The sequence below is a fragment of the Saccharopolyspora dendranthemae genome (assembly GCF_007829955.1).
Classification (GTDB): domain Bacteria; phylum Actinomycetota; class Actinomycetes; order Mycobacteriales; family Pseudonocardiaceae; genus Saccharopolyspora; species Saccharopolyspora dendranthemae.
The window spans coordinates 84,753-108,233 of sequence record NZ_VIWX01000008.1; the positions used below are offsets into that span (position 1 = coordinate 84,753).

Sequence of the window (23,481 nt, forward strand, 5' to 3'; positions counted from 1 at the left end):
GTGGGCTATTTGACCATCTTGTCTCGTCGGCGTCGTAGCTTTTGGGCTTGTGGATCGACTCCGAGATCCAGGCGGACGGCTTCACGGAACGCAGCTGCCGCTTCGAGGACAGCCAGATCGTAGGCGTACTTGTGATCCGAGTACGCAAATTCCGCCGCCGACTTGTCCTCCGCATGTTTGAACGCGAGTATCAAGTCAAAACACCTTGTGTGGAAAGTGGCGAGGGCTTCGCGTAGCTCGTCGGCGCGCTCTAGCACGTCGGGCGGCGCAATGATGTAGAGAAGCTCGTGAGCTCTGGCCAGATCTTTCCTGCGCTCCTCAACAGTCGGCCGTTCGGGCTCACCGCTGTCATGCGTGTCCATTTTGACAGAGAACTCTCGCATCTGCCATACGGCGGCGAGGAAGTCCGTATAGGCTTCCCTGCGGTCTTGCATCCATCGTGTGGCGTCCTCGCGAAGGGCCTTGGTTTTTTCGGTTCTACGCGCGAAAAACTGCGCAATTAGGACACCGGAAAGGGTTGCGACGGCGGTGATGAGATTGCCGATCCACTGAAGTTGTCCAGACATGATCACCATCTTATGGATACCCACAAACATGCGGCCAGGTTTCGGCGCGAAGGGCTTGACGTACGGCTCACGTGGTAACGCGACTTGAGCAGCGTGTGTCTCGCGTCTGCTCAGGTGAGCTGAGTACCGGTGTGCGGTGAACGATTCTTCGGTTCCCGGGGCCACTTCGAGGCGTTCCCTGCGGGGGCGCCGGCAGCTTGCCCGGCGCGCACGCAGGTGCGGCTCAGCAGGCATCGCCCCCAATGAAGTAGTGAAAGTTTAAACACACGGGATCCAGTAGCAGCCCGAGGCGCCTGCACCGGTCTTGAGCGTGTCTACACGCGTGCTGGCGGACTCGTCCACTTGAGTGAACTCATTGTCTTTAAGCCTGGAACCACTGAACTATCAGTAGTGTTTCGCGATGTTCGGTTGCAAAAAGGAGCGGATTCACCAAGTGCATCATGTAAGTCTTGCAATTTCGATTTGCATCTTCTACTTCGGCTTGTTTGGATGCAATTACGCTGTTCTATCAACCTTGGCTGAGTGGTCGGGGCGCGTAATAATGGGAGATGGGGCAAGGGGGTGGTTACGCCGGATTCCGCCAGTTCGAGAAATTTTCCTGGTCGTTGCAATGGCGGCTTGCCCGCCGCTTATATTCATTCAGCTCTTGGCTACTCGGTATCCATCGCGCGAGGTTTTAGTTGCCGCTGGTCTGTTCGCCGCTGTACTTTCGCTGGCTGTCCCGTTCGACGTCGCATATCGGACACCTCTACGGGAGTTTAGGGCTGGCCAATGGAATTCCACGGCATGGAAGTACTGGTTTGATGGATCGATGCGAGATAAGGCTATCCGGTGCGTGCGCGACTCTATAGTTTGGAAGAATGTCGGACGGTGTAACTCTGCTGCGCTCTTCGTGCTGGCTGTTCCAGTGGCTGCCCCTTACTTTACAGGCTCGCGCGCCTTTTCCCCTGAATGGAAGATATTGTTGAGTGATGATGGTGTGAGAATTATTGGGGAAGTCCTCCTATTTTGGATGGCAGCGGCTCTGTCTAGAAGGGTTATTGCTGAAAAGAGACTGGCGGAGGCCTGCTTCTATCGTCAGGAACCATCTGCTGACGGAGAGGTGACGTTGGTTGGACTATCTAGATGGCGATTTCCGCATCAGGAACAGGCTTTTCTGGTTGCTGTGTTGTTGGAGCGGTTTCTTCCACGTCTCCAGCCGTTCTATTCGACTGGTCACTTCCAAGAGGTTTCGGTCGCCTACTTGAACCTGGCTACATACTTGCGCGAAGAGTCTTCCCGGCAGCCCCAAAAGATAGTGCGTACCGATATGCTGCGCACGATGGCGATCACGATCGTTACGAACGAGGATCTCCTGGCTACAGCACGGCGCATATCGAGGCTCACGCCTTGCTATCATAAGGAATTTACTCCCGTTTCGAGATTCGCGCGGTTTGTCAATCGGATTAATGCGACCCTCGAGCAAAATGCAAAATCCATTGGATTGCTCCTTGCCTTGATCGTCGTCGCATACTATTTGGTGACGGGACAGGGGGTGCAGCTTGTAGAATTCCTGAAATCGCTCGCCAGTCTGTAGTCAGATGCCAATGCGTCTTGGTGTCTACTTGAGTGGTAAGGCGATCCCTTGGCGCGCCTCCAGTACTGCACATTACTTCGCTCAGGCGATTGATCGTTTCTGGTCATGAAAGGAAGTGGGGTCGTTGTGCTGATTCGGGCAGGCTGTTGAGAGCCTGCCTTCCACCTCGCGCCCGGGCCGCGTCCGCTTGTGCGGACCAGCTGTCAGCCCGCATACCTGGCCGGCCGGATGCTTGCCGGGCTCGCATGCGGCGCGGCAGGCGCCCGGAGGTCACCCAAAATGAAGTAGAGGACGTCTGAACGCGCGCAGCGCAGTAGGAGTTCGTGCGGGCGACTGGGTGCGGGACTGGGTGCGGGACTGGGTGCGAACTCCCGCGAAAGATGCCTGCTGCGGCCCTTGGATGTACTCCAAGCGCCCGATTTGCCCCTGTTTTACAACGGTGCGATAACAGATGGCCGACTCATAATCCGTCAGGTCGTGGGTTCAAGTCCCACCTGCCCCACATTTACGCTGGTCAGAATGTGACCCTGCGATCTTTCCGGCGGACAGTAGGCACTTTGCGTGCACAAAACATCGATCACTCTGGTCTGTACGCGGCATCCAGGACATCGGCAGCGCGAGGAACCTATGCGCCGCGAAGGTCTTGCCGTTTCCGCGTTGCATCGAGGGCTCAGCCCCAAGCGGCTTTTCCGTCTCCTCTCCCAAAGTGGTTCTAGGCTGCCTCGAACCCGAAGCGACTGGCCCAAAGATCTGTGCCGGCCTCCGGGGTCTCCTGCGGTGATCTCGCACGTCCTGAGGATGAACGCCCGCATTTGCGCACCCAACGCGTCATCCGGCGTCGAGGTGGCCGGAATCAGCCGCGTTCTGCCACTTCGCGAACGTCAAAACCGTCCCGGAAGTGGTGCGATTTTGACGGCGCCAGGAGGGCAGCTCTGGTCGGTGACGGCGCATTCCTGCAACGCGAAGCAGTCCTGGACTTACTGAGACTGGGGCAGTTCAATCCGCGCCGCATCAGGGTAGCCAGCCGCCGCTGGGTGGGTAGGTGCTACCGCCGGCTGAGTCAGCTCGTCGGCCGGGACATCCAGGTGCACATAGACACCCTTGCCATAAGGCTTCAGCGCACCGCGGTGCGCGAGCTTGCGCACCTCCACGGCGGGCACACCGATGTCCCTTTCCCGGACTGGGTCGAGCTCGAAGTTCGTAGGGATATCGCCGACGAGGAGCTGACGCAGCACGAGAACATCCCCGTCACCACCGTGCCGCGTGCTTTGAAGGACGTGTTCGACAGGATGCCGGTGGAACGCTGGAGGGGACTCGTCGATCAAGCGCACCGTCGCGAACTGATCGACGATCGCGACGTCACGGAGCTGAGGAGCTGGAAGGAGCACGTCAGGTGAGCTCTGCATCCGCGCCACTGACAATCGTTCCGCGGCAGCGGGGGTCAGGTGTTGAAAGGGGTGCGGAGTTCGCGCATTCCGGCTTCGCTGTGGTCCGCGTGCGGCTGATGTTCTTGCGCGTGGGCGGGTTCCGGCTCGACGAACTGGATCGGGGCGATCTCGTTCGGAGCTTCCTGCGCGGGAACCGGCGTCTCGGTGGACGCGGGTGTTGCGGCGGTGATGGGATTCCTCCCGGTAGAAGCACGCCGGCTGCTCGCCCGGAGGTGAGCAGCCGGCGGCATTCGTGAGCTACGAGGTTCAGACGCGAACCGAGCTGGCCTGCGGGCCCTTCGGGCCCTGGGTGACCTCGAAGGTGACCTGCTGGTCCTCTTCGAGGCTGCGGAAGCCGCTGGCCTCGATGGCCGAGTAGTGGACGAAGACGTCCGGGCCACCGTCGTTCGGGGCGATGAAGCCGAAGCCCTTTTCAGCGTTGAACCACTTCACGGTTCCCTGTGCCATGTTTGTCTCCTCCTGGGAGCTGGAGCGTGTGACGGGCGCCCACACTGCGTGGGAGCCCGGGCCGGGGATCTCGAACGGCGGCTTTCCAGCTACAACCACGGACAGCTGCTCGCTCGCATCAAATCCTGCGAGCGTGCGCAAACACGAACCCAGAAATACAACGACCGGCGCCAAGCTTACACACCACCCGCCACAGTCCACCCCTACGTCGACGCATCCACCCTTTTGCGTGAACGCCTCGGGTGGTGACCAGGCGATTCCGCCCTCGTTGTGGTCGAAAACGTGTCGCGATCGAACCCGTGTCGGCTCGTTCCCGTCCGGGCGGCAACGGGGAAAAACCGGTGTCGTGGGGGAGAAGTGGTCGATACCGTCCGGCCATGGGATTCGCCGAGGAGCTGGTGGCGGGACCGCGGGGGAGGCGGTTGTGCTTCAGCGCTGTCGCAGGGCGGATGTTCTCGTGGCCCGATGCCAGCCCGCAGACGATCGTCGGCTTCGTGCAGGACCGCGAGGCCGACGAGGTGGCGGCGTTGGCGGGCTGGGGCGAGACGGCGTTGCTCGAGCCGCTGGCGGACTCGGTCGACCGGGCGATGTACTGGCAGGAACCGGACGAGATCGATCAGGCGCTCGCCGCCGCCGAGGTCGCCCCCGCGTTGCTGCCCGTCGCTGAAGCCATCGCTTCGGCGCCCGGGGCCCGGTGGTGGTCCTCCCCGGTTGATCTCGGCCACCAGGTCGCTGCGACGACACACCCGGGCGAAGTGCCTACGGTCCGCCCGGCCGGTGAGGTGCTGGCGCGATGGCGGGCCGAGACCGTCGAGGACGAGCGCCGGTCCCGGCGGAGGCCTGCGGACCCCGCCGCGCCGTTCGGCGGATTCTGGTGGTCCAGGCCGCCGCACGATCTGATCAACAGCACCCGAGCCAGGCCTGTAGCGCTCGGACTCTGCTTGGAGGAGGACAGCTTCGGGCCCGAGTGGGCGTGGTGCCGGTCCGTGCGGCCGGCCGGTGAACCTCGCGTCCACGAGATCACCGGACCGGAGGACTGGTGCGAGCTGGTCGAGCGCTACCCGATGGAGGTCACGCTCTCCCGCAGGCACGACTGGTTCCGGGTCACCGGGTGGACCGGGCGCTGGATGACACCGGATTGGGAAGCGGTGGCGGCCGACCACGATGCCGTGCACCTCACCCTCACCGGTTACCTCACCACCGCCGGGCGAGCGCTGCCGGTGGGCGGCGCCCGCACGGTGCTCGCGGGCTGGGACCCCGACCAGACCTTCTGGTTCACCGACGCGCTCGACGTCGGCGAACCCGTCCTCTGGCGCGGCGAGCCCGACGACCTCGGGAGCTGGGCGCCCGCCGCTCCTGGCGAACGCCCGCCCGAACCACCCGCCCAGCCACCCCGCACGCGAGGCTGGCGGCGGCTGCTCCGAGCGCTGCGGACCCGTCCGGGCGGTGTGGTCGCGCCGCCCGGACATCGCGGCTAGGAGCTGTTGAGGAATGCGGCGTTGCCGCTGCTTCAGGTGTGGGACTCAGCCCGCACCGCCACGCAAACAACTCATCAACAGCTTCTAGTCCTTGCGCCAGGTGTAGGCGGCTGAGAACGGGTGGTTGCGGAAGCGCTCCCACTTGGGCTTGATCTTCAGCCACGCGTCGTCGATGACGTTCTCGTGGAGCTCCGCCAGTCGCCAGCCCGCTCCCAGGCCGGCCGCGATGTGGTCGCTGATCAGGTGCACGTTGGTGGCGATCGCGACCGGTTCGCCCTCGGCGTTGGTGTAGTGGGTGGGCATCCCGGAGGTCATGATGAAGTGCGGGTGGTAGGTGACCAGCACGAACGCCGCCCCCGGAGCGGCCAGCCGGTGCGCCTCGGCGTAGAGGGGGCCCAGGTCGTCCAGGTGCTCGTCGATCAGCGAGGAGATCACCAGGTCGTAAGCCTCGCCGGGCAGTCCGGTCGCCGAGGCGTCGGCCTCCTTCAACCGGTCGTGCGCGCCCCTGCGGCGCGCCAGTTCCAGCATCTCCGGGGTGACGTCCACGCCGTCGACGTGCGCGACGCCCCGGTCGCGCAGCCACTGCCCGGTGCGCCCGGTGCCGCACCCCAGGTCGGCAGCCCTGCTCACCGCCGTCCAGGGCGGCTCGGCCAGGCGCTCCAGGAGCGCGAGGTCCATCACGTCCTCGACGGTGTCCTCGTAGTGGGCGACCCACTCCCCGTATCCCGTGCGGACGTCAACGGTCCGGTACCCGCGTGCGTCAAAGGTTTCGAAGTCCACTCCTCGCATCCTTCCGCCGAGGGGGCCGACCGCGAAAGCGGTTTTTCACCGCAGCGGCATGCCCACGTAGTTCTCCGCCAGGGTGGTCGCGGCGGCCTCTGAGGTGCGCAGGTAGTCGAACTGGGAGCGCTGGAGGCGGCGTTCGAAGTCGTGGTCGGGGCCTTCGAAGCGGTGCGTCATCGACGTCATCCACCACGAGAAGTGCTGCACCCGCCACACCCGTTCCAAGCACTTCGCCGAGTACTCGTCGAGCCCCGCGTCGCTGCCGGTGCGGTAGTGGTCGACGAGCGCTTCCGCCAGCCGATCCACGTCGGCGACCGCGAGGTTGAGGCCCTTGGCGCCGGTCGGCGGCACGATGTGGGCCGAGTCGCCTGCCAGGAAGAGCCTGCCGTGGCGCAGGGGCTCGCTCACGAAGCTGCGCATCGCGGTGATCGACCGGTCGATGATCGGGCCCTCGCGCAGCGTCCAGCCCGGAGTTCCCAGCCGCGTGCTCAGCTCGTCCCAGATGCGCTCGTCGGACCAGTTCTCCAGTCGTTCGTCCGGCTCGCACTGCAGGTAGAAGCGGCTGATGGTGGCCGAGCGCATGCTGTGCAGCGCGAAACCGCCTGCGTGGTTGGCGTAGATCAGCTCGTCGGTCGAGGGGGCGACCTCGGCGAGGATGCCCAGCCAGCCGAACGGGTAGATCCGCTCGTAGACCCGGCGGACGTCCGGCGGGATGGCGTCGCGGCACACGCCGTGGAAGCCGTCGCACCCGGCGACGAAGTCCGCGTGCAGCACCTGCGCCCGCCCGTCGTGGGTGAAGGTCACGCTCGGGGCGTCGGTGGTGACGTCGTGCACGGCGACGTCGTCGACCTCGAAGAGCACCTGCCCGCCGTCGGCCCGCCGTCGCTCGTTGAGGTCCTTGACCACTTCCTGCTGGCCGTACACGGTGATCGCCCGGCCGGTGAGCTCGGTGAACGGGATGTGCAGCCGCTCGTCGTCGAACTGCAGGTGGACGCCTTCGTGCCGGTCGCCCTCGCGCAGCATCCGCTCACCCACGCCGACCTCGCGCAGCAGGTCGCAGGTGCCCTGCTCCAGCACGCCCGCGCGGACCCGCTGCTGGACGTGCTCCTGGCCGCGGCGTTCCAGCACCACCGAGTCGACGCCCTGCAGGTGCAGCAGGTGGGACAACAGCAAGCCGGCGGGTCCACCGCCGATGATCGCGACCTGGGTTCGCACAGCCACGGCCTCACTTCCTCGGGGACCTCGGACGAGCACCACCATCGGATCCGAGCCCCCGTCGAAGGATGCCTTCGCTCCCGCTGAACGGAAAGTCCCAGGCCGGAAACCGTCGCCGAGTTGACGGAGGGCGGGAGTCCCGATCGGAACTCCCGCCCTCCGCGGTCCTCATCTCCCGGTCAGCAGCAGCGGGAGCCGGGGTTGGCGTCCTGGCGGTCGATGTGGGCTCGCCAGAACTCGCGCTCCGGCATCGGCCGCTCGCCGGGGTGGTGGGCGCGGTGGTGCGCCAGGTAGTCCTCGTAGGCGGTCTCGCCCACCACTCCGCGCACGATCTGCCACGCCGCGCGGACCGATCCGCGCAGCTTGGACAGGGTCGTACCGGTCAACTTCCGCTCCCCGACGAGGCGAGCTCCTTCTGCTTCTGGCGCTCCTCCGCCGTCGGGATGAGTCCGGACGGAGCCCATCGCTCCGACTTCACGTACTCCGCCTCGGTGCTCGGCAGCGGGTCCCTGGTGCGCAGCGCCTTGATCCAGACCCGGACCGCGTCCACCAGCACGATGATGATCAGCACCGCGAACAGCACGCTCAGCACACCGTCCACAGTGGAGTTAACCACGACCTTCTGCATCTCCTCCACGGTGTCGGCCGTGCCCTTGCTGGTCTGCCCGGCGTTCAGCGCGGCCTGGTACGACGCCCGCTGGGAGAAGAAGCCGATCTTGGGATCGGCGGAGAAGATCTTCTGCCAGCTCGCGGTCAGCGTCACCGCCGCGTCGAACACCAGAGGGATCAACGTGACCCACGCGTACTTGGCCTTGCCCGCCTTGATCAGCAGCGTGGTGGCCACCGCGAGCGCCACCGCCGCCAGCAGCTGGTTGGCGATGCCGAACAGCGGGAACAGCTGGTTGATGCCGCCCAGCGGGTCGTTCACGCCCGCCCACAGGAAGTAACCCCACGCGCCGACGATGATCGCGCTGGCCAGCCAGTTGCCGGGCTTCCAGCTGACGTCGCCGAAGCGCTTCCAGACGTTGCCGACCGTGTCCTGCAGCATGAACCGGCCCACGCGGGTCCCGGCGTCCACCGTGGTCAGGATGAACAGCGCCTCGAACATCACCGCGAAGTGGTACCAGAACGCCTTCAGCGCGTCCCCGCCCATGACCTGCGAGAACACCTCGGACAGGCCCAGTGCGAGGGTGGGTGCGCCACCACTGCGGCCCACCAGCGTCTCCTCCTCGACCGCCGCCGCGGCGGCCGACAGCTGCTCCGGGGTGACCTGGAAGCCGATCCCGGCCACCGCCTGCGACGCCGACTGCACGGTGTCGCCCAGCGCGCTGTCGGGCATGTTCATCGCGAAGTAGATGCCCGGATCGATGATGCAGGCCGCGGCCAGCGCCATGATCGCCACGAACGACTCGGTCAGCATTCCGCCGTAGCCGATGACCCGGATCTGCGATTCCTTCTCGATCATCTTCGGCGTGGTGCCCGACGAGATCAGCGCGTGAAAACCGGACAGAGCGCCGCAGGCGATCGTGATGAACACGAACGGGAACAGCGAGCCGGAGAACACCGGGCCCGTGCCGTTGAGCGCGAAGTCGGTGACCGCTGCGGTCTTCATCCCCGGCATCGCCACCAGGATCGACACCGCCAGCAGCACGATCACGCCGACCTTCATGAAGGTGCTCAGGTAGTCGCGCGGAGCCAGCAGCATCCACACCGGCAGCACCGAGGCGACGAACCCGTAGATGATCAGCGCGAAGGTGACCTCGGTGCCGCTGAGGGTGAAGAACTCCGCCATGCCGGACTCGGCGACCCAGCTGCCGCCCGCGATGCTCAGCAGCAGCAGCGCGATGCCGATCACCGACACCTCGACGATCTTGCCCGGCCGCAGGTAGCGCAGGTAGAAGCCCATGAACAGGGCGATCGGGATCGTCATGCCGATCGAGAACGCGCCCCACGGCGAGCCCTTGAGCGCACCCACCACGACCAGCGCCAGCACCGCCAGCAGGATGATCATGATGAGGAGCACGGCGATCAACGCCGCCACGCCGCCCACCGGGCCGATCTCCTCGCGGGCCATCTGGCCGAGGCTGCGGCCGTTGCGGCGCGTGGAGAAGAACAGCACCACCATGTCCTGCACGGCGCCGGCGAAGATGACGCCGACGATGATCCAGATCGTGCCCGGCAGGTAGCCCATCTGCGCGGCGAGCACGGGACCCACCAGCGGCCCGGCGCCGGCGATCGCGGCGAAGTGGTGGCCGAACAGCACCCGGCGGTCGGTCGGGTGGAAATCGGCCCCGTTGTTGAGCCGTTCCGCCGGGGTCGCCCGGTCGTCGTCGGTCTTGAGCACCCGGTTGGTGATGAACCGGGCGTAGAACCGGTACGCGATGGCGTAAGAGGCAAGCGCTGCGAAGACCAGCCAGCCGGCCGAGATCTCCTCACCGCGCACCAGCGCGATCACGCCCCAGCTGACCGCGCCGACCAGCGCGACCAGCACCCAGATGATGATCTCCCGGGGATTCATCCTGCGCTTCCGAGCCGCTCCACCGCTCGGGGCCGTTGTCGTAGCCACCGTCTCGGACTCCAATCCTGCTGTGCGAGATGCGGTTGCACAGCAGTTCTAGAGCATCGGCTCGCGCGTCTGGAATGTCCAGCCCGTTTCGGGAGAGTAATCAGGATGTGAAGCGGCCGGGTCGAAGCGGGGGTTCGGCCTCCGCTCGCTGCCCGGTCCGGCTCGGCCGGGACCGCGGCCGGTGGCGTGAACTCGCCGGACGGCCTGATCAACAGCGCTCGCCGTCGGTAGAGTCGCCGCCGTTGATCGCAGCCGATTCGGTAACGACCGAAATCCGGCCACAACCCAGGAGGGGGTCCCGGGCGTCGTGCACAGATGTGACGGTGTCGATCGCAATGCCTGTGACCGTCCGGCCGGGTGACGGGTCGGCGGCAATGGACGAACTGACGAGCAAGCTGACCGACCTCTACCAGGAGCACTATTCGCAGCTGCTGCGCATAGCCGTGCTCCTGGTGGACGACCGCGCGTCCGCCGAGGACATCGTGCAGGACGCCTACCTGCGGGTCTTCGACTCGCGGAGCAGGCTGCGCGATCCCGACAAAGCGCTGGCCTTCCTGCGGCAGGCGGTGCTCAACCGGGCGAGATCGACGCTGCGGAGACGGCTGGTCGCGCGCAAGTACCTGCCGAAGCTGGCCGTGGCCGACAGCCTGCCCGACGACACCGGGCGCGGGCTGGATCGCGCCGTGCTCGCCCAGGCCCTCGCGCGGCTTCCGCGGCGGCAGCGCGAGGCCATCGTGCTGCGCTACTACGCCGATCTCAGCGAGGTCCGCACCGCCGAAGTGATGGGGTGCAGCCAGGGTTCGGTGAAGTCCTACTGCTCGCGCGGGGTGTCGCGGTTGTCGGAGCTGCTGGGGGAGCGGGTGTGAACGAACTCGATCGCGACACCGAACTGGTGCGCGCCCGGATGCACCGGGCCGTGGACGACGTCGAACCGGCGCCGGACTCGTTGCCGAAACTGCTGGCCGCCGCCCGGCGCCGCCACCGAGCGCCCTACCGCAGGCCGACCTTCCTGGTCGTCGCCGCGGCCGCGGTGGTGGCCATCTTCACCGGTGTGGCACTGGGATTCCAGACCCCGAGCCCGCAGCCGGTGAGCGTGCGGCCGGGCAACTACGTCGCGGCAGTGGGAGCGGGGACGATCGCGTCCTTCGACGTGGCCTCCGGGCGCAGCCAGGGCGAGTTCGCCCGGATCGCCGGCGGCGAGGTGACCGACCTCGCGGGCGATCAGGGCCGCGTTTTCGCGCTGGTGTCCACATCGGAGGGTGAGAGGGCCGTCGAGGTGACCGCCGGTGGGGGCCAGCGGGTTCTCGCCGGAGTCGGTGACGGGCGCGCCCTGACCGCCGCCGGGGGCCGGGTCGCCTACGCCGACGGCGACCGGGTGGTGCTGTGGACGGGTGGTGTGCGCCGGGACCTGCCGACGCCCGGGGTGCGCGTCGTCGACCTCGCGCTGTCCGGGGACGGCAGGCTTGCGCTCCTGGCCGAGCGCGCCGGTTCGGCGCAGCTCCTGCTGACCGCGCCGGATCCGTCCACCGTGGAGGGAAGCCTTCCGGTGCAGACGGGTCCGTGCGGGCCGCTGGCCATCGCCGGTGCCGGCTCGGACATCGCCGCGCTGGAACCCGCCGACTGCGCGGTCTCGGGCCGCGCGCGGGTCGCGACCTACGCCGCCGACTCCGGGCGGAAGCTGGCCGCGGGCGTGCCGTTCGCGACCCCGCCGGTCGGGCCGGGCGGCTTCGGCCTCTCTGCCGACCCGCAGGGCCGGGCCCTGGTGTCCGCCCCGGGCAGGGCGCAGTGGTTGGTCGACGGTCCCGAAGTGCTGCCGATCCCGCAGCCTTGCGCCGGTTCCGAGCCGTGCACCGCCATTCCAGCGACGTTCTGACCGACCGCGCTTCACCCAAGCGGGCGAGACATCGGCGATCTGCTGGTCGGGCGGCCCGGGTTGGCCCATCCTCGGAAGGTCGTCCGACGGTGTGGGGTGTGCGTGCGGGGATTGCGGCGGTTGGTGCTCGTTGCTCTGGACCGGCCTCGGTGGCAGCAGGTCGTCGCGTGCTGCGTGTCGCTGTGGGCGCTGGCGTGGATCGTCGGGCAGTTCCTCGCCCCGGCGCACGGTCCGAGCGCGCTGGGCGTGCTGGGCGAGCTCGCCGCGCGCGTCGGCTTCACCGGCGGCGGCTGGACGCAGCGGGTCACCGAGACCTGGCAGCACAGCGGCGGAGGACTCGCGATCTTCGGTGGGCTCCTGTGGTCGGCCACCACCGAACGCGGTCAGCTGCCCGCCCTGCTCGGCTGGGTCGCGGTGATGCTGGGAGCGGAACGCCTCGGCTACCGGCCGGCGATGTTGGTGGCCGTGGGGAGCATGGTCGGTTTCGTCGTGCTGCTGTGGATCACCGCGCAGATCTCCCGCCGACTGCTGGAGCGGGCCACGCTGCTGCCCGGAGACGTGCTGCGGGCCGGTGTCACGGCCGCCGCGCTGTCGGCGGTGGTGCCGCTGTTCGCGCCGGTGTTGTTCCTGACCAGGCTCGGAAATCCCTACCTCACCAAGGGGCCGCGTCCGATTCCGGCCCAGCGGCGCGACGAGCCCGGTGTCGCGGACCGGGAGAGGTCCTAGCCTCAGACGTTGAGCCGCAACCCGCGTTCGGTCATCGCCCGCAGTTCCGGATCGTCGGGGTGGGATCGGCGTTGCGACCAGACCGCCTGCACGACCCGGACCTGGTTCGCGGTCTGCTGCACCGATCGCGCCGAGTCGCCGAAGTCGCGCGGTGCGCCCGGCCAGCCCCCGCCCTGCGAGAGCAGATCGCTGATCCCGCCGGTCCCCGCCGACTCCAGCAGCTTCCGCAGCTCGGTCGCGGCCCGCGCGTCCGGCAGGTCCACGATCGCGATCGAGACCGCCACCGACGACGGGCCCAGGCGGGACTCGAAGATCCCGCGTCGCAGACCTCGGCAGGGCTGCTGCTGGAAGAACCGCTGCACGTCGCCGTAGGAGCCCGGTCCGCACTCGCCGACGCGGTCCGTCGCATGCTGCGCGAACTCCACACCATCGACTCGCTGCGACGGCATCTCAGGCGGGCTCGCCGAGGACGACCCCAGCACCAGGGCTCCGACCAGCGCGAACACCACGGCCAACGCCGCGACCGCACCGAGAACCTTGCCTCGCGGGGAGGACCGGGGTGCCGCGGCGCGCGGGCGGTCCTCGGAGTACTTCGGGATGAGCATCGTGTCGATGCCGGCGAGATCCACCTCGGGCGAGGCCGGGAAGCCCTCCGCGATGAGCGTGTCACCGGGCACCTCCGCGTCCAGGACGCGGAGCAGTCCCAGCGCGGACGCCGCGTCGCACGGACCCTCGTAGGTCGCCAGCTCCCGGGCGGCCGACAGGACGGAGGTCGTGTTCGGCGAGACCACCCGGACCCCGCGGTGCAGGTCGGCCGTCGGCTGCGTGACTTGTCCGACGTACGGGCCCACCGCCACGACCGCTGCCACCGGCAGCGGTTCGAGCCCGCGGGATTGCAGGCTGCGGGCCAGGGCAGCGGCCGACTCGAGGCCTTCCTGCGCCGGGTTGACCTTGCCTTCGGTGCGCACCAGCGGCCAGCCGTCGACCGTCCACGGCGTGCCGACGGGGGCGTCCAGCTTCAAAACCGGTTCCGGCAGGTCGACGCCGAGCACTACGATCACCCCGCGAGGCAGCACGATCACGGCGTCCAGTTCGCGCGGGCTGCCCGGAGGCCGGCAGCCGAGCACGGCGACGCCGCCGAGCACCGAACGACCGGCGCCCCACGCGGCGATGGCCGCCCGGATGTCGGCACCGACCTTGGTCGGTTCCGCTCCGAGCCGCACCAGGTGCATCAGGCCTCCTCGAGAGTTCTGGTGTGCCGGGTCCTTTCGGGCCGACCGGACGACCGTAGCGGGGGCGGGCCGACGACGTGATCCGGATCGATGATTAATCCGTTCGAGTGGTAATCGCCACTCGTCCGCCGAGGCGGCGTTGGTGCGTCCGAGGGATGTCGATCGCCCGGTGCGGGGCCCGGATCAGCGACTTCAGTGAATCGGCGTCCTCGATGCCGTACTGGTCTCGGCTGGTACCGGGCGTTGTGGGAGTTGACCGCGTGACGATCTCGCGGTGGCGAAGATCTCCACCGGCGATGCAGAATGGCGCCGCAACTGGTGATCGCCGGGTTCGCGAGGTCGTAGGGGAAGACGTCCCTCGTCGAATAGCGGAGGTCAGCAGTGAGAACCCGTGGCAGCGACAGTGGCCTCACCTGCGGTGTGGTCTACATCCACTCGTCGCCGTCTGCGGTCTGCCCGCACGTCGAGTGGGCGATTTCCGGCGCACTCGGCACTCGGACGGAACTCCGCTGGACGGCACAACCGGCAGCCCCAGGGCAACTCCGATCGGAGTGCACCTGGACAGGCGAGCCGGGTACTGGAGCACGCCTGGTGACCGCGCTGCGCGCGTGGCCCATGTTGCGCTTCGAGATCACCGAGGACCCCAGTCACGGGGTCGACGGGCAGCGGTTCTGCCACGCGCCCGGGCTCGGTCTGTGGCGCGCCTGCACGAGCGCCAATGGTGACATCGTCGTGAGCGAAGATCAACTGAGAACGCTCGCAGCGAACGCCAAGGGGCCGGAGGCCTTCTCGCACCGGGTTGGCCAGCTCCTCGGTGCGGAGTGGGATGACGCCCTGGAGCCGTTCCGCCGCGCCGGCGACGGCGCTCCCGTCACGGTGCTGCACCGCGTCGGCTGATTTGCGGCGGATCGCGGGGAACGGCGCAACCGGTGATCGGTGTTGTGCGAAGCTGGGCGCGTGCGCACTTGGCTGAAATGGGGGATTCCGCTCGCCGTCGTCGTGCTGCTCGCAGCGGGTGGTGGAGGAGTCCTGCTCGCCCAGCAGGTCTACGACGACCAGTACGGACAGCGGGACCAGGGGGTCGTTCCCGTGCCGGGCACCCTTCAGAAGAAGGTGTCGCGCTCCGGCGTCGAGTACGCACCGGATGCCGCCGCCTACCCCGACCAGAAGATCATCGAAGGTCTGCTGGACAACTACTTCGACGGCATCAACCGCAAGAACTACGAGCTGTGGAAGTCCACCGTTCCGCCCAGCAAGTGGCGTGAACTGCCCCAGAGCAAGTGGACCGACGCCTACGACTCGACCCGGGACCTCGAGATGAAGGTGCATCGCATCGACCCCGGGCAGGACCGCTCAGCGATCGTCATGCTCAGCTTCAAGAGCGAGCAGGACCTCGAGGACGCGCCGCCGCAGTTGAAAGCCGAATGCGTGCACTGGGACGTCGTCTACCCGGTGGTCGTTGACGAGAACGGCAACGCCGTCCTGGACATCAGCAAGCTGCCCAACAGCGCCATCATGACCCCCTGCGCCTGACCCCCGGCACCGTTCCCGCACCGCACGCCGCGGCACCGCCCAGTTTTAGGGGGCATTGCAGAATCACTCTGCTTGGCGGTGCGGGTGGCGGAACCTCACACGCCGTCTGGACTCCGTGCGCCACTCCTTTTGTATGCCAATACACGGCGTCGCGGCGTACTCGCCAGACAGCGTGTGAGAACCCGCGGCGGTGCCAGCTGAGTCCCACACCTGAAGACAACGACACCCGCCGCACCGGATCCCAGTTTTAGTCCAAACCGAGCCATGATCATGTCTGAAATGTCGGCTCAGTTATGACTAAAACTGGGACTTGGTGAGTGAGGGCGGCGCTCTGGAGCACCGCCCTCGGTCGCCTGGTCGCGGGTCAGAGGGGGATGTTGCCGTGGGCGCCGCGGCCGGCGGGGGCGGCGGCGAGCGTCTCGGCGATGCGACGCCGGGTGGACGCCGGGTCGATGACCTCGTCGACCACGCCGATCGACATCGCGCGTCCCACGCCACCGGCGATCCGCTCGTGCTCGGCGGTCAGCTCCTCGACCAACTGCTCGCGCTCCTCCTCCGGAGCGGCGGCGATCTTCTTGCGGTGCAGCACGCCGACGGCGGCCTTCGCGCCCATCACCGCGACCTCGGCCTCCGGCCAGGCGAACACCGTGGTGGCGCCCAGCGCGCGGGAGTTCATCGCGATGTAGGCGCCGCCGTAGGACTTGCGCAGCACCAGCGTCACGCGCGGCACGACGGCCTCACCGAAGGCGTGCAGCAGCTTCGCACCTCGACGGACCACCCCACCCCACTCCTGGCCGACGCCCGGCAGGTAGCCGGGAACGTCCACCATCACCAGCAGCGGAACGCCGAACGAGTCGCACATCCGCACGAAGCGGGCCGCCTTCTCCGCTGACAGCGAGTCGAGGCAGCCGCCCTTGCGCAGCGGGTTGTTGGCGATGATGCCGATGCTGCGGCCACCGAGCCGGCCGAAGCCGACCACGATGTTCGGAGCCCACTTGGCCTGCAGCTCCTCGAAATCGGCGTTGCCGTCGGGGCGCGCGTCCACGATTCCGCGGATGACCGGCTTGATGTCGTAGGCGCGCTGGGGGCGGTCCGGCAGCAGGCCGCGCAGCTCCGCCTCGTCCTGCACCGAGCGCAGGTCGAACAGCCCTGGCTTGGCCAGCAGGCCGGTCAGGCGGCGGGCGCGGACGTAGGCGTCGGACTCGTCCTCGGCGACCACGTGCACCACGCCGGACTTCGTGCCGTGCGCGGGGATGCCGCCGAGCCCTTCCTGGTCGATCTCCTCGCCGGTGACGCTGCGGACGACGTCCGGGCCCGTCACGAACACGCGGCCCTTCGGTGACATGACCACCACGTCGGTCAGCGCCGGACCGTAGGCCGCGCCACCGGCGGCCGGGCCGACGACGACCGAGATCTGCGGGACGCGGCCGGACGCGCGGATCATCGCCGCGAACATCTGGCCCATGCCGTCCAGGGATTCGACGCCCTCCGGGATGCGGGCACCACCGGAGTGCCACACGCCGATCACCGGGCAGCGCTCGCGCACCGCCATGTCGATGGCGTCCACGATGTGCGCGCAGCCCTCGGAACCCAGCGCGCCGCCCATCTTGGTGGCGTCGCTGCAGTACACGATGACCCGCGTGCCGTCGATGCGACCGCGCACCGCGAACATCCCGCTGTTGTCGCGCGGATGCAGCGGTTCGATCGAGTCTTCGTCGAGCATCTGCTCCAGCCGCACTTCGGGATCGCGGAAGTCGCGCTGCGCCTGCTCGGTCTCCGGCGATGTGGTGGCGAGAGCGGTCATGGGGGTCCTCCGGGAATTCGGTGTCAGCAGACGTCTGTGAGATCGCGCAGTGGTGGTGTGCGGTCCTCGACCGGCGCGGCCGGTCTTCTGCCCGATGGGCGACGCGCACCGCGGGTTCGAGCGGTGTTCTCCTGTGAAGGCGCCTCGATGTCCTGGACCAGCCGGGTCGGGGCGTTCGGGGAGCAGGAGAACCGCTTCAGGTTCCGCTGCTCGCGACGCTGCGCACGTCGATCAGCACGAGCTCGACCGGGCGGGGACGGGTGGTCGAGCCCGGCCCCCGCCGATCGCGGTCATGCAGTGGCGAAGGCGAGCGCGACGTTGTGCCCACCGAAGCCGAAGGCGTTGTTGATGGCGGCGGTCTGCTCGACGTGGCGCGGCTTGTCGGCCACCACGTCCAGATCCACCTTGGGGTCGAGGTTCTCGAGGTTCTGCGTCGCCGGGATGACGCCGTGGTGCAGCGAGAGGATCGTGACGATGCTCTCCACCGCGCCGGCTCCGCCGACCAGGTGCCCGAGAGACCCCTTCGGTGCGGTGACCACGGCACCGTCCCCGATGGCCTTGCGCACCGAGTTCGCCTCGCCCACGTCACCGACCACGGTGGAGGTGGCGTGCGCGTTGACGTGCCCGATGTCGGAGGGCTGGAGATCGGCTGCGGCCAGCGCCTTGCGCATCGCCGCGACCTGGCCCAGACCGTCCGGGTGGCTACCGGTGATGTGGTAGGCGTCGGAGGTGATGCCGGACCCGGCCAGCCGACCGTAGATCCGCGCTCCGCGCGCCTTGGCGTGCTCGGCGCTCTCCAGGATCACCACTCCGGCGCCCTCGCCCATCACGAACCCGTCGCGGTCCACGTCGAACGGGCGGGAGGCGTGCTCCGGCTCGTCGTTGCGGGTGCTCAGGGTCCGGGCCTGGGCGAAGCCGGCGATGGTGATCGGGTGGATGCAGGACTCCGCACCACCGGCCACCACGACGTCGGCGTGCCCGTACCGGATCATCTCGGCGGCCTTGGCCAAGCCCTCGGCACCGGACGCGCACGCCGAAGCCGGCGAGTGCACACCGGCGCGGGCGCGCAGTTCGAGGCTGACCATCGCGGCCGGACCGTTGGGCATCAGCATCGGCACGGTCAGCGGCGAGACCTTGCGCAGGCCACCCGCTTCCAGCTGGTCGTCCTGCTGGAGCAGGGTCAGCGGGCCGCCGATCCCGGTGCCCAGCGCAACGCCGAGCCGGTCGGGGTCGACCGGTTCGGCCTCGTCGCCGGGCAGTTCGAAGCCGGCATCCGCCCACGCCTCGCGGGCCGCGATGACCGCGATGGCCTCGCAGCGGTCCATCCGGCGCAGCTGCACGCGAGGCAGCACCTCGCTCGGGTCGACCGCCAGCGGCGCGCCGATCTTGGCGGGCAGCTCGTAGGTGTCGAGCCAGTCGTAGTCCATGCGGCGGATGCCGCTGACTCCGTTGAGCAACCCGTCCCAAGTGGACGCGACGTCACCGCCCAGCGGTGTCGTCGCGCCCAGCCCGGTGATGACGACTTCGGTGGTCATGCGTTCTTGGTGATGTAGTCCACCGCATCACCCACGGTCTTGAGGTTGGCCAGCTCGTCGTCCGGGATCTTGACGCCGAACTTGTCCTCGGCCTGGACCGCGATCTCCACCATGGACAGCGAGTCGATGTCCAGGTCGTCGACGAAGGACTTGTCGACGGTCACGTCGGCCGCGTCGACACCCGCGACCTCCTCGACGATGGCGGCGAGACCCTTGGCGGTTTCTTCGTTCGACACTGGTTCGTTTCCTTCCTGGTTCTTACGTCCCTACCGCTGAGTCGCGCGACCCGCGGCGGCCTTGTGGTTGTGGCAGAACATCAAGGGCAGATGGCGACCTGGGCGGCGTAGGACAGCCCGGCTCCGAAGCCCACGAGGAGCATCACGGCACCGCTGGGGATCTCCCCGGCCGCGCGCATGTGGTCGATGGACAGCGGGATCGACGCCGATGACGTGTTGCCGGAGTAGACGATGTCACGCGCGACCACCAGGTCATCGCGGGCACCCTTGCTCTGCAGCTTCTTTCCGATGGCCTCGATGATGCGGAGGTTCGCCTGGTGCGGCACCAGGACGTCGATGTCGGAGAGCTGCAGCCCGGCCGCCTCGACGGCCTCGATGGCCACCGGCGCGATCTGGGTGGTCGCCCACCGGAAGACCGACTGGCCCTCCTGGTAGATGTACTTGTTCTCGCGCAGGTAGATGGTGTCCACCAGGTCGCCCGCGCTGCCCAGCACGCCCGGGCCGAGCTCGGGGGCCTCGGCCGGACCGACCACGGTCGCACCCGCGCCGTCGGCGAAGATGATGACGTTGGCGCGGTCCTCCCAGTCCAGCCACTCCTGGAAGCGCTCGGATCCGATCACCAGCACGTTGCGGGCGGAACCGGAGCGCACCGCGTCGGAGGCGGTGTTGAGGGCGTAGACGAATCCTGCGCAGGCGGCGTTGAGGTCGAAGGCGCTCTTGGCCTTGATGCCGATCTGGTCGGAGACCTGGGCGGCGGCGTTGGGGATGCCGCCCTGCATGGTGCAGGTGGCCACGATGACCTGGTCCACATCGGACGGTGCCAGGCCCGCGTCGGCGATGGCCTTGGCGCCGGCCTCGACGGCCATGCTGACCACCGTCTGGTCGTCGTCGCCGAACCGGCGGTGGACGATGCCGACCCGCTGACGCACCCACTCGTCGTTGGTGTCCACCAGCTTCGCCAGGTCGTCGTTGGTGACGACTCGGTTTCCCTGGCTGCTGCCGAAGCCGAGCAGCTTGGTGCCCGTGACGGCTGGCTTCGATGCGATGCGGGGCAGGCTCACGCGGCGCTCCCGAGCTGGTCGGCGACCTTGTCCAGGTCGGCAGGGGTCTTGAGGGCGATCGTCTGGACGCCCTTGAGCGCGCGGCGCACCATGCCGGTCAGCGCACCGGCGGGCGGGAACTCGACGACGGCGTCCACACCGCGCTCGCCCAAGGCGCTCATGCAGCTGTCCCAGCGCACCGGATTGGTGACCTGGTTGACCAGCCGGCTCAGGACGTCGTCGGCGGAGGAGACCACCGCACCGTCCGCATTGGACAGCAGCGGCAGCACCGCGTCACCGGCGTCGACGTCTTCGGCGTGCTTGGCCAGGGTCTCCTGCGCGGAGACCATGAAGCGGGTGTGGAACGCGCCGGCCACCGGCAGCGGGCGGACCCGCGCGCCTTCCGGTGGCTCCGCGGCCAGCACCTCCAGCGAGCCCGTCTTGCCGGCGGCGACGATCTGACCTGCTCCGTTGCGGTTCGCGGCGTCCAAGCCGAGGCGTTCCAGCGTCTCCAGCACGGTCTGCTCGTCACCGCCGAGCACGGCGGACATGCCGGTCGGCTCCAGGGCGCAGGCGGCGGCCATCTCCCGGCCGCGCACCGCGGCCAGCGCCACGGCGTCGTCCGCGCTGAGCACACCTGCGATGGCTGCCGCGGCGAGCTCGCCGACCGAGTGCCCGGCGACCGGGGTGTCGGCGGGGACCTCGAAACGGCGGCGCATCTCCTCGGCCGCGATCAGCGACAACGCCACGACCAGCGGCTGGGTCACCGAGGTGTCCTTGATCTCGTCGGCCTCCGCAGTGGTGCCGAGTTTGATCAAGTCGAGGCCGGCGAGCTCCGACCAGCGTCCGAGGCGGTCCTCGACGCCGTCCAGCTCCAACCACGGGTTGAACATCCCTGGGGCCTGAGACCCCTGTCCGGGGGCGAGAAGCGCGATCACTCTTGCTACTGAACACCCGGTGGCGGGATCGAGGTGATGCCGACGGGGACTAAGTCCGAGGCGCAAAGTTGTGGAGTGTCTACAAGTGCCACCTGGAGCAGGGGTTCTTAACTGGGGAATCGTTGTTGGCTGTGTCCGGTTGATGACCGTGCGGTGAACCCCACACCACTCGGTTCGCCCGATGTTCGCGAGTCCGTTCCCCGACCGGGACCCGTCACCAGAGCCCGCGAGCCTTGGCCAGCCGGCCGACCGCGAGCCCGACCCGCAGCACGTGCGCGTCGCGGGCGTTGGACGGAGTGCGCCCGGTCAGCTCGGCAACCCGGCGGAGTCGATATCGGACGGTGTTGGGGTGGACGTAGAGCTGGCGGGCGCAGTTCTCCAGCACGCCGCCGACCTCCAGGTAGGTGTCGACGGTCTCCATCAGCGCTCCGCCGGCGTCCACGATCGGGAGCATGATCCGCTCGACCAGCTGCCGCTCGGCCTCGGGATCTCCGGCGAGCGCGCGTTCCGGCAGCAGGTCGCCGGAGGGGACCGGGCGCGGTGCGGTGGGCCAGGCGACGACCGACCGCAGGGCCGACATCGCGTCGGCCGCGGAGCGGTGCGCATCGGCGAGGCTCGGCATGCTCGGACCGGCCACCACCGGGCCCTCGCCGAACGCCTCGGTCAGCCCGAGCGCGATCTGCTCGTTGTCCCGATCGTCGCCGGCACCGCCGAAGACGACCACGAGCCGTGAGCCCTGCACGCCCAGGAGCACGGGGCAGCCGACGCGGGCCGCGCGGCTGCGCACCTGGTAGACGACGGTGGGCGGGTCGTCGGAGGGTGCGTTGCCGACCAGCACGGTGGCCTCGGACGCGGGGTCCCAGCCGAGCGCCGCGGCCCGGGACAGCAGTGATTCCTCGGCGTCGCCACGCACGATTCCGTCGACGACCAGCGCTTCCAGCCGGGCGTCCCACGCGCCCCGCGCTTCCGCGGCGGCGGCGTAGGAGGTGGCTGCGGCGAAGGCGATCTCCCGCGTGTAGCGCAGGATCGACTCCAGCAGCACGAACCGCTCGTGCTCCTTCTCGGCGAGCTCCGGCAGCTGCTGCTCGAAGATGTCGATGGCGACGCGGACGAGTTCCAGGGTCTGCCGGAGGCTGACCCAGCGGGACAGGTCGCGGGGCGCGTTGCGGAAGGCTTCGGCCGTCAGCCGGATCGACTGGCTGGGGTCCTGCATCCAGGAGACGAAGTTGGAGACACCGGTCTGGGTCACCAGCTGCACGCTCGCCCGCTGGTCCGCCGGGAGCCGCTGGAACCAGGGGAGTCGTTGCTCCATCGCGGTGATGCTGGCGCCCGCGAGTCCTCCGGACGCGCGCTCCAGCCGCCGCAGCGTCGCCGCGCACACCTGATCTTGTGTACCGGTGTCCCGCTCACCAGCGTCTTCGGTACTCATGCCGACAGAATCGCATGTCTGAGATCGGCGCGGACGCGGGGAGCGCGAGGACGAGGTGACTCTCACCCGCCGGGAATTCGTATTCACAGAGTCATCAACGGTCTCGAATAATTCACTCGCACGAATTACAACAGTCGTCCGAACGTGGAGCCTGTCGGAGTTGCCGCGCAGTTGATGATCGAGAACGATTCGCCGGACGCGAATTTGTCGTACATTTTTCTGGTTTTACTGAGGAGCGAGAAATATGGGAGCCCTCCAACAAGGATTGTCCGCGGCCTGGTCCGCCGTGGCCACCTTCGTGCCGAAGCTCGTCGTGTTCCTGATCATCCTGCTGGTCGGCTGGCTCATCGCCAAGGCCGTTTCCAAGGCTGTTCAGATGGCGTTCAACAAAATGGGTTTCAACAAGCTCCTTGCGAAGTCCGGGCTCAACGACATGACGTCCGGGTCGGGAATCGACGTCGGCGGAATCCTCGTCAAGCTCATCCACTACTTCATCCTGCTGATCTTCTTGCAGCTGGCGCTGAGCGCATTCGGCCCCAACGCGGTGAAGGACCTCATCGACCAGGTCGTGATGTTCCTGCCGCGCATCGTCGTGGCCGTCGTGCTGGTCCTGGTCGCCGGTGCGATCGGGCGCGCGGTCGGTGACCTGATCACCAGCTCGCTGGGCAACCGCTCCGTCGGTCCGGTGCTGGGCAAGATCGCCTTCGGCTTCATCCTGGCGCTGGGCATCATCTCGGCGCTGAACCAGATCGGCATCGCGGTCACCGTCACCACTCCGGTGCTGGTGGCGGTGCTGGCGGCGGCCGCGGGCGTGGTCATCGTCGGTGTCGGCGGCGGGCTCATCCAGCCGATGCAGCAGCGCTGGCACCGCTGGCTCGACAGCGCGGAGTCGCAGTTCGGCGGCAAGGCCGACGGCGGCGCGCAGCAGGCGGGCACCCCGGAGTCCGGTTCGGGACAGGCCGCTCCGGGCGCTCAGGGGCACAGCGGAACCCTGTGAAGCGACGCTGAGGAATCGGGGCTCACCCATCGGTGGGTCCCGATTTTTCACGCTCTTGG

Annotated in this window: 22 protein-coding genes; 9 read left to right on the forward strand and 13 right to left on the reverse strand. The window is 68.0% G+C overall.

The window, feature by feature from the left end; all coding sequences use genetic code 11:
- Nucleotides 1–5: 5 nt before the first annotated feature.
- A complete protein-coding gene (locus FHU35_RS28990) occupies nt 6–566 on the reverse strand; it encodes a hypothetical protein (RefSeq protein WP_145745589.1) in 561 nt (186 codons plus the stop codon).
- 400 nt (nt 567–966) lie between these two features.
- Between FHU35_RS28990 and FHU35_RS28995 the strand changes: the two genes are divergently transcribed.
- Together FHU35_RS28995 and FHU35_RS29500 are read left to right on the forward strand one after the other, a co-directional pair.
- Nucleotides 967–2,142 carry a hypothetical protein gene (locus FHU35_RS28995; protein WP_145745592.1) on the forward strand — a complete coding sequence of 392 codons (1,176 nt, stop codon included), beginning with the start codon at nt 967–969 and terminating at the stop codon, nt 2,140–2,142.
- Between the two features lie 1,085 nt (nt 2,143–3,227).
- Nucleotides 3,228–3,539, forward strand: a complete 312-nt coding sequence (locus FHU35_RS29500) for a hypothetical protein (RefSeq protein WP_186459673.1) — start codon at nt 3,228–3,230, stop codon at nt 3,537–3,539.
- Nucleotides 3,540–3,836: 297 nt separating this feature from the next.
- Here FHU35_RS29500 and FHU35_RS29005 read toward each other — a convergent pair whose 3' ends face one another.
- Entirely contained in the window at nt 3,837–4,037 is a 201-nt protein-coding gene (locus FHU35_RS29005; RefSeq protein ID WP_145745597.1) for a cold-shock protein, read from the reverse strand.
- 377 nt (nt 4,038–4,414) lie between these two features.
- Here FHU35_RS29005 and FHU35_RS29010 point away from each other — a divergent pair, with 377 nt between their 5' ends.
- Nucleotides 4,415–5,515, forward strand: a complete 1,101-nt coding sequence (locus tag FHU35_RS29010; protein WP_145745599.1) for a hypothetical protein — start codon at nt 4,415–4,417, stop codon at nt 5,513–5,515.
- A gap of 84 nt (nt 5,516–5,599) precedes the next feature.
- On the opposite strand, the gene FHU35_RS29015 is transcribed toward FHU35_RS29010, so the two are convergent.
- From FHU35_RS29015 to FHU35_RS29030, 4 genes are all read right to left on the reverse strand, one after another.
- A complete protein-coding gene (locus tag FHU35_RS29015; protein WP_145745601.1) occupies nt 5,600–6,304 on the reverse strand; it encodes a class I SAM-dependent DNA methyltransferase in 705 nt (234 codons plus the stop codon).
- A 36-nt stretch (nt 6,305–6,340) separates the two neighbouring features.
- A complete protein-coding gene (gene pobA / locus FHU35_RS29020) occupies nt 6,341–7,513 on the reverse strand; it encodes a 4-hydroxybenzoate 3-monooxygenase (protein ID WP_145745644.1) in 1,173 nt (390 codons plus the stop codon).
- Nucleotides 7,514–7,692: 179 nt separating this feature from the next.
- Nucleotides 7,693–7,899, reverse strand: coding sequence for a YbdD/YjiX family protein (locus FHU35_RS29025; RefSeq protein WP_246110640.1), 207 nt, complete (start codon nt 7,897–7,899; stop codon nt 7,693–7,695).
- Nucleotides 7,896–10,031 carry a carbon starvation CstA family protein gene (locus FHU35_RS29030; protein ID WP_145745605.1) on the reverse strand — a complete coding sequence of 712 codons (2,136 nt, stop codon included), beginning with the start codon at nt 10,029–10,031 and terminating at the stop codon, nt 7,896–7,898. The genes FHU35_RS29025 and FHU35_RS29030 overlap by 4 nt, the downstream gene beginning before the upstream one ends.
- A 422-nt stretch (nt 10,032–10,453) precedes the next feature.
- On the opposite strand from FHU35_RS29030, the gene FHU35_RS29035 reads away from it, so the two are divergent.
- The 3 genes from FHU35_RS29035 (at nt 10,454) to FHU35_RS29045 (ending at nt 12,678) form a co-directional block, all read left to right on the forward strand.
- A complete protein-coding gene (locus FHU35_RS29035) occupies nt 10,454–10,945 on the forward strand; it encodes a SigE family RNA polymerase sigma factor (protein ID WP_145745607.1) in 492 nt (163 codons plus the stop codon).
- Nucleotides 10,942–11,952: a WD40 repeat domain-containing protein gene (locus tag FHU35_RS29040; protein ID WP_145745609.1), complete on the forward strand. Its 1,011-nt coding sequence runs from the start codon at nt 10,942–10,944 to the stop codon at nt 11,950–11,952. The genes FHU35_RS29035 and FHU35_RS29040 overlap by 4 nt, the downstream gene beginning before the upstream one ends.
- A gap of 123 nt (nt 11,953–12,075) precedes the next feature.
- Complete coding sequence (locus FHU35_RS29045) at nt 12,076–12,678, forward strand: hypothetical protein (RefSeq protein ID WP_246110644.1); 603 nt, start codon at nt 12,076–12,078, stop codon at nt 12,676–12,678.
- 2 nt (nt 12,679–12,680) lie between these two features.
- On the opposite strand, the gene FHU35_RS29050 is transcribed toward FHU35_RS29045, so the two are convergent.
- Nucleotides 12,681–13,910, reverse strand: coding sequence for a hypothetical protein (locus FHU35_RS29050; RefSeq protein WP_145745613.1), 1,230 nt, complete (start codon nt 13,908–13,910; stop codon nt 12,681–12,683).
- A gap of 420 nt (nt 13,911–14,330) precedes the next feature.
- Here FHU35_RS29050 and FHU35_RS29055 point away from each other — a divergent pair, with 420 nt between their 5' ends.
- Nucleotides 14,331–14,807: a DUF3145 domain-containing protein gene (locus tag FHU35_RS29055; protein ID WP_425474199.1), complete on the forward strand. Its 477-nt coding sequence runs from the start codon at nt 14,331–14,333 to the stop codon at nt 14,805–14,807.
- Between the two features lie 60 nt (nt 14,808–14,867).
- The gene (locus FHU35_RS29060) at nt 14,868–15,443 is read left to right on the forward strand and encodes a hypothetical protein (RefSeq protein WP_145745617.1); all 576 of its coding nucleotides are present in this window, start codon (nt 14,868–14,870) and stop codon (nt 15,441–15,443) included.
- A 364-nt stretch (nt 15,444–15,807) separates the two neighbouring features.
- On the opposite strand, the gene FHU35_RS29065 is transcribed toward FHU35_RS29060, so the two are convergent.
- The 6 genes from FHU35_RS29065 to FHU35_RS29090 all read right to left on the reverse strand — a co-directional run bounded on the left by FHU35_RS29065 (nt 15,808) and on the right by FHU35_RS29090 (nt 22,425).
- Nucleotides 15,808–17,247: an acyl-CoA carboxylase subunit beta gene (locus FHU35_RS29065; protein WP_145745619.1), complete on the reverse strand. Its 1,440-nt coding sequence runs from the start codon at nt 17,245–17,247 to the stop codon at nt 15,808–15,810.
- 290 nt (nt 17,248–17,537) lie between these two features.
- On the reverse strand, nt 17,538–18,782 hold the full coding sequence (locus tag FHU35_RS29070) for a beta-ketoacyl-[acyl-carrier-protein] synthase family protein (RefSeq protein ID WP_145745621.1): 1,245 nt from the start codon (nt 18,780–18,782) through the stop codon (nt 17,538–17,540).
- The gene (locus FHU35_RS29075) at nt 18,779–19,018 is read right to left on the reverse strand and encodes an acyl carrier protein (protein WP_145745623.1); all 240 of its coding nucleotides are present in this window, start codon (nt 19,016–19,018) and stop codon (nt 18,779–18,781) included. Before FHU35_RS29075 ends, FHU35_RS29070 begins: the two co-directional genes overlap by 4 nt.
- An 80-nt stretch (nt 19,019–19,098) precedes the next feature.
- The gene (locus FHU35_RS29080) at nt 19,099–20,079 is read right to left on the reverse strand and encodes a beta-ketoacyl-ACP synthase III (RefSeq protein WP_145745625.1); all 981 of its coding nucleotides are present in this window, start codon (nt 20,077–20,079) and stop codon (nt 19,099–19,101) included.
- Nucleotides 20,076–20,996: an ACP S-malonyltransferase gene (locus tag FHU35_RS29085; protein WP_145745627.1), complete on the reverse strand. Its 921-nt coding sequence runs from the start codon at nt 20,994–20,996 to the stop codon at nt 20,076–20,078. The genes FHU35_RS29080 and FHU35_RS29085 overlap by 4 nt, the downstream gene beginning before the upstream one ends.
- A gap of 214 nt (nt 20,997–21,210) precedes the next feature.
- Entirely contained in the window at nt 21,211–22,425 is a 1,215-nt protein-coding gene (locus FHU35_RS29090; RefSeq protein ID WP_186459674.1) for a PucR family transcriptional regulator, read from the reverse strand.
- A 244-nt stretch (nt 22,426–22,669) separates the two neighbouring features.
- Here FHU35_RS29090 and FHU35_RS29095 point away from each other — a divergent pair, with 244 nt between their 5' ends.
- Nucleotides 22,670–23,422, forward strand: coding sequence for a mechanosensitive ion channel family protein (locus tag FHU35_RS29095; RefSeq protein ID WP_145742565.1), 753 nt, complete (start codon nt 22,670–22,672; stop codon nt 23,420–23,422).
- Nucleotides 23,423–23,481: the final 59 nt, after the last annotated feature.

Coding starts and splice junctions, on each gene's coding strand:
- FHU35_RS28995 (WP_145745592.1), top strand. CDS start 967: ATGTTCGGTTGCAAAAAGGAGCGGATTCACCAAGTGCATCATGTAAGT.
- FHU35_RS29065 (WP_145745619.1), bottom strand. CDS start 17,247: ATGACCGCTCTCGCCACCACATCGCCGGAGACCGAGCAGGCGCAGCGC.
- FHU35_RS29095 (WP_145742565.1), top strand. CDS start 22,670: ATGGGAGCCCTCCAACAAGGATTGTCCGCGGCCTGGTCCGCCGTGGCC.
- FHU35_RS29070 (WP_145745621.1), bottom strand. CDS start 18,782: ATGACCACCGAAGTCGTCATCACCGGGCTGGGCGCGACGACACCGCTG.
- FHU35_RS29090 (WP_186459674.1), bottom strand. CDS start 22,425: ATGAGTACCGAAGACGCTGGTGAGCGGGACACCGGTACACAAGATCAG.
- FHU35_RS29030 (WP_145745605.1), bottom strand. CDS start 10,031: ATGAATCCCCGGGAGATCATCATCTGGGTGCTGGTCGCGCTGGTCGGC.
- FHU35_RS29035 (WP_145745607.1), top strand. CDS start 10,454: ATGGACGAACTGACGAGCAAGCTGACCGACCTCTACCAGGAGCACTAT.
- FHU35_RS29015 (WP_145745601.1), bottom strand. CDS start 6,304: ATGCGAGGAGTGGACTTCGAAACCTTTGACGCACGCGGGTACCGGACC.
- FHU35_RS29050 (WP_145745613.1), bottom strand. CDS start 13,910: ATGCACCTGGTGCGGCTCGGAGCGGAACCGACCAAGGTCGGTGCCGAC.
- FHU35_RS29005 (WP_145745597.1), bottom strand. CDS start 4,037: ATGGCACAGGGAACCGTGAAGTGGTTCAACGCTGAAAAGGGCTTCGGC.
- FHU35_RS29010 (WP_145745599.1), top strand. CDS start 4,415: ATGGGATTCGCCGAGGAGCTGGTGGCGGGACCGCGGGGGAGGCGGTTG.
- FHU35_RS28990 (WP_145745589.1), bottom strand. CDS start 566: ATGTCTGGACAACTTCAGTGGATCGGCAATCTCATCACCGCCGTCGCA.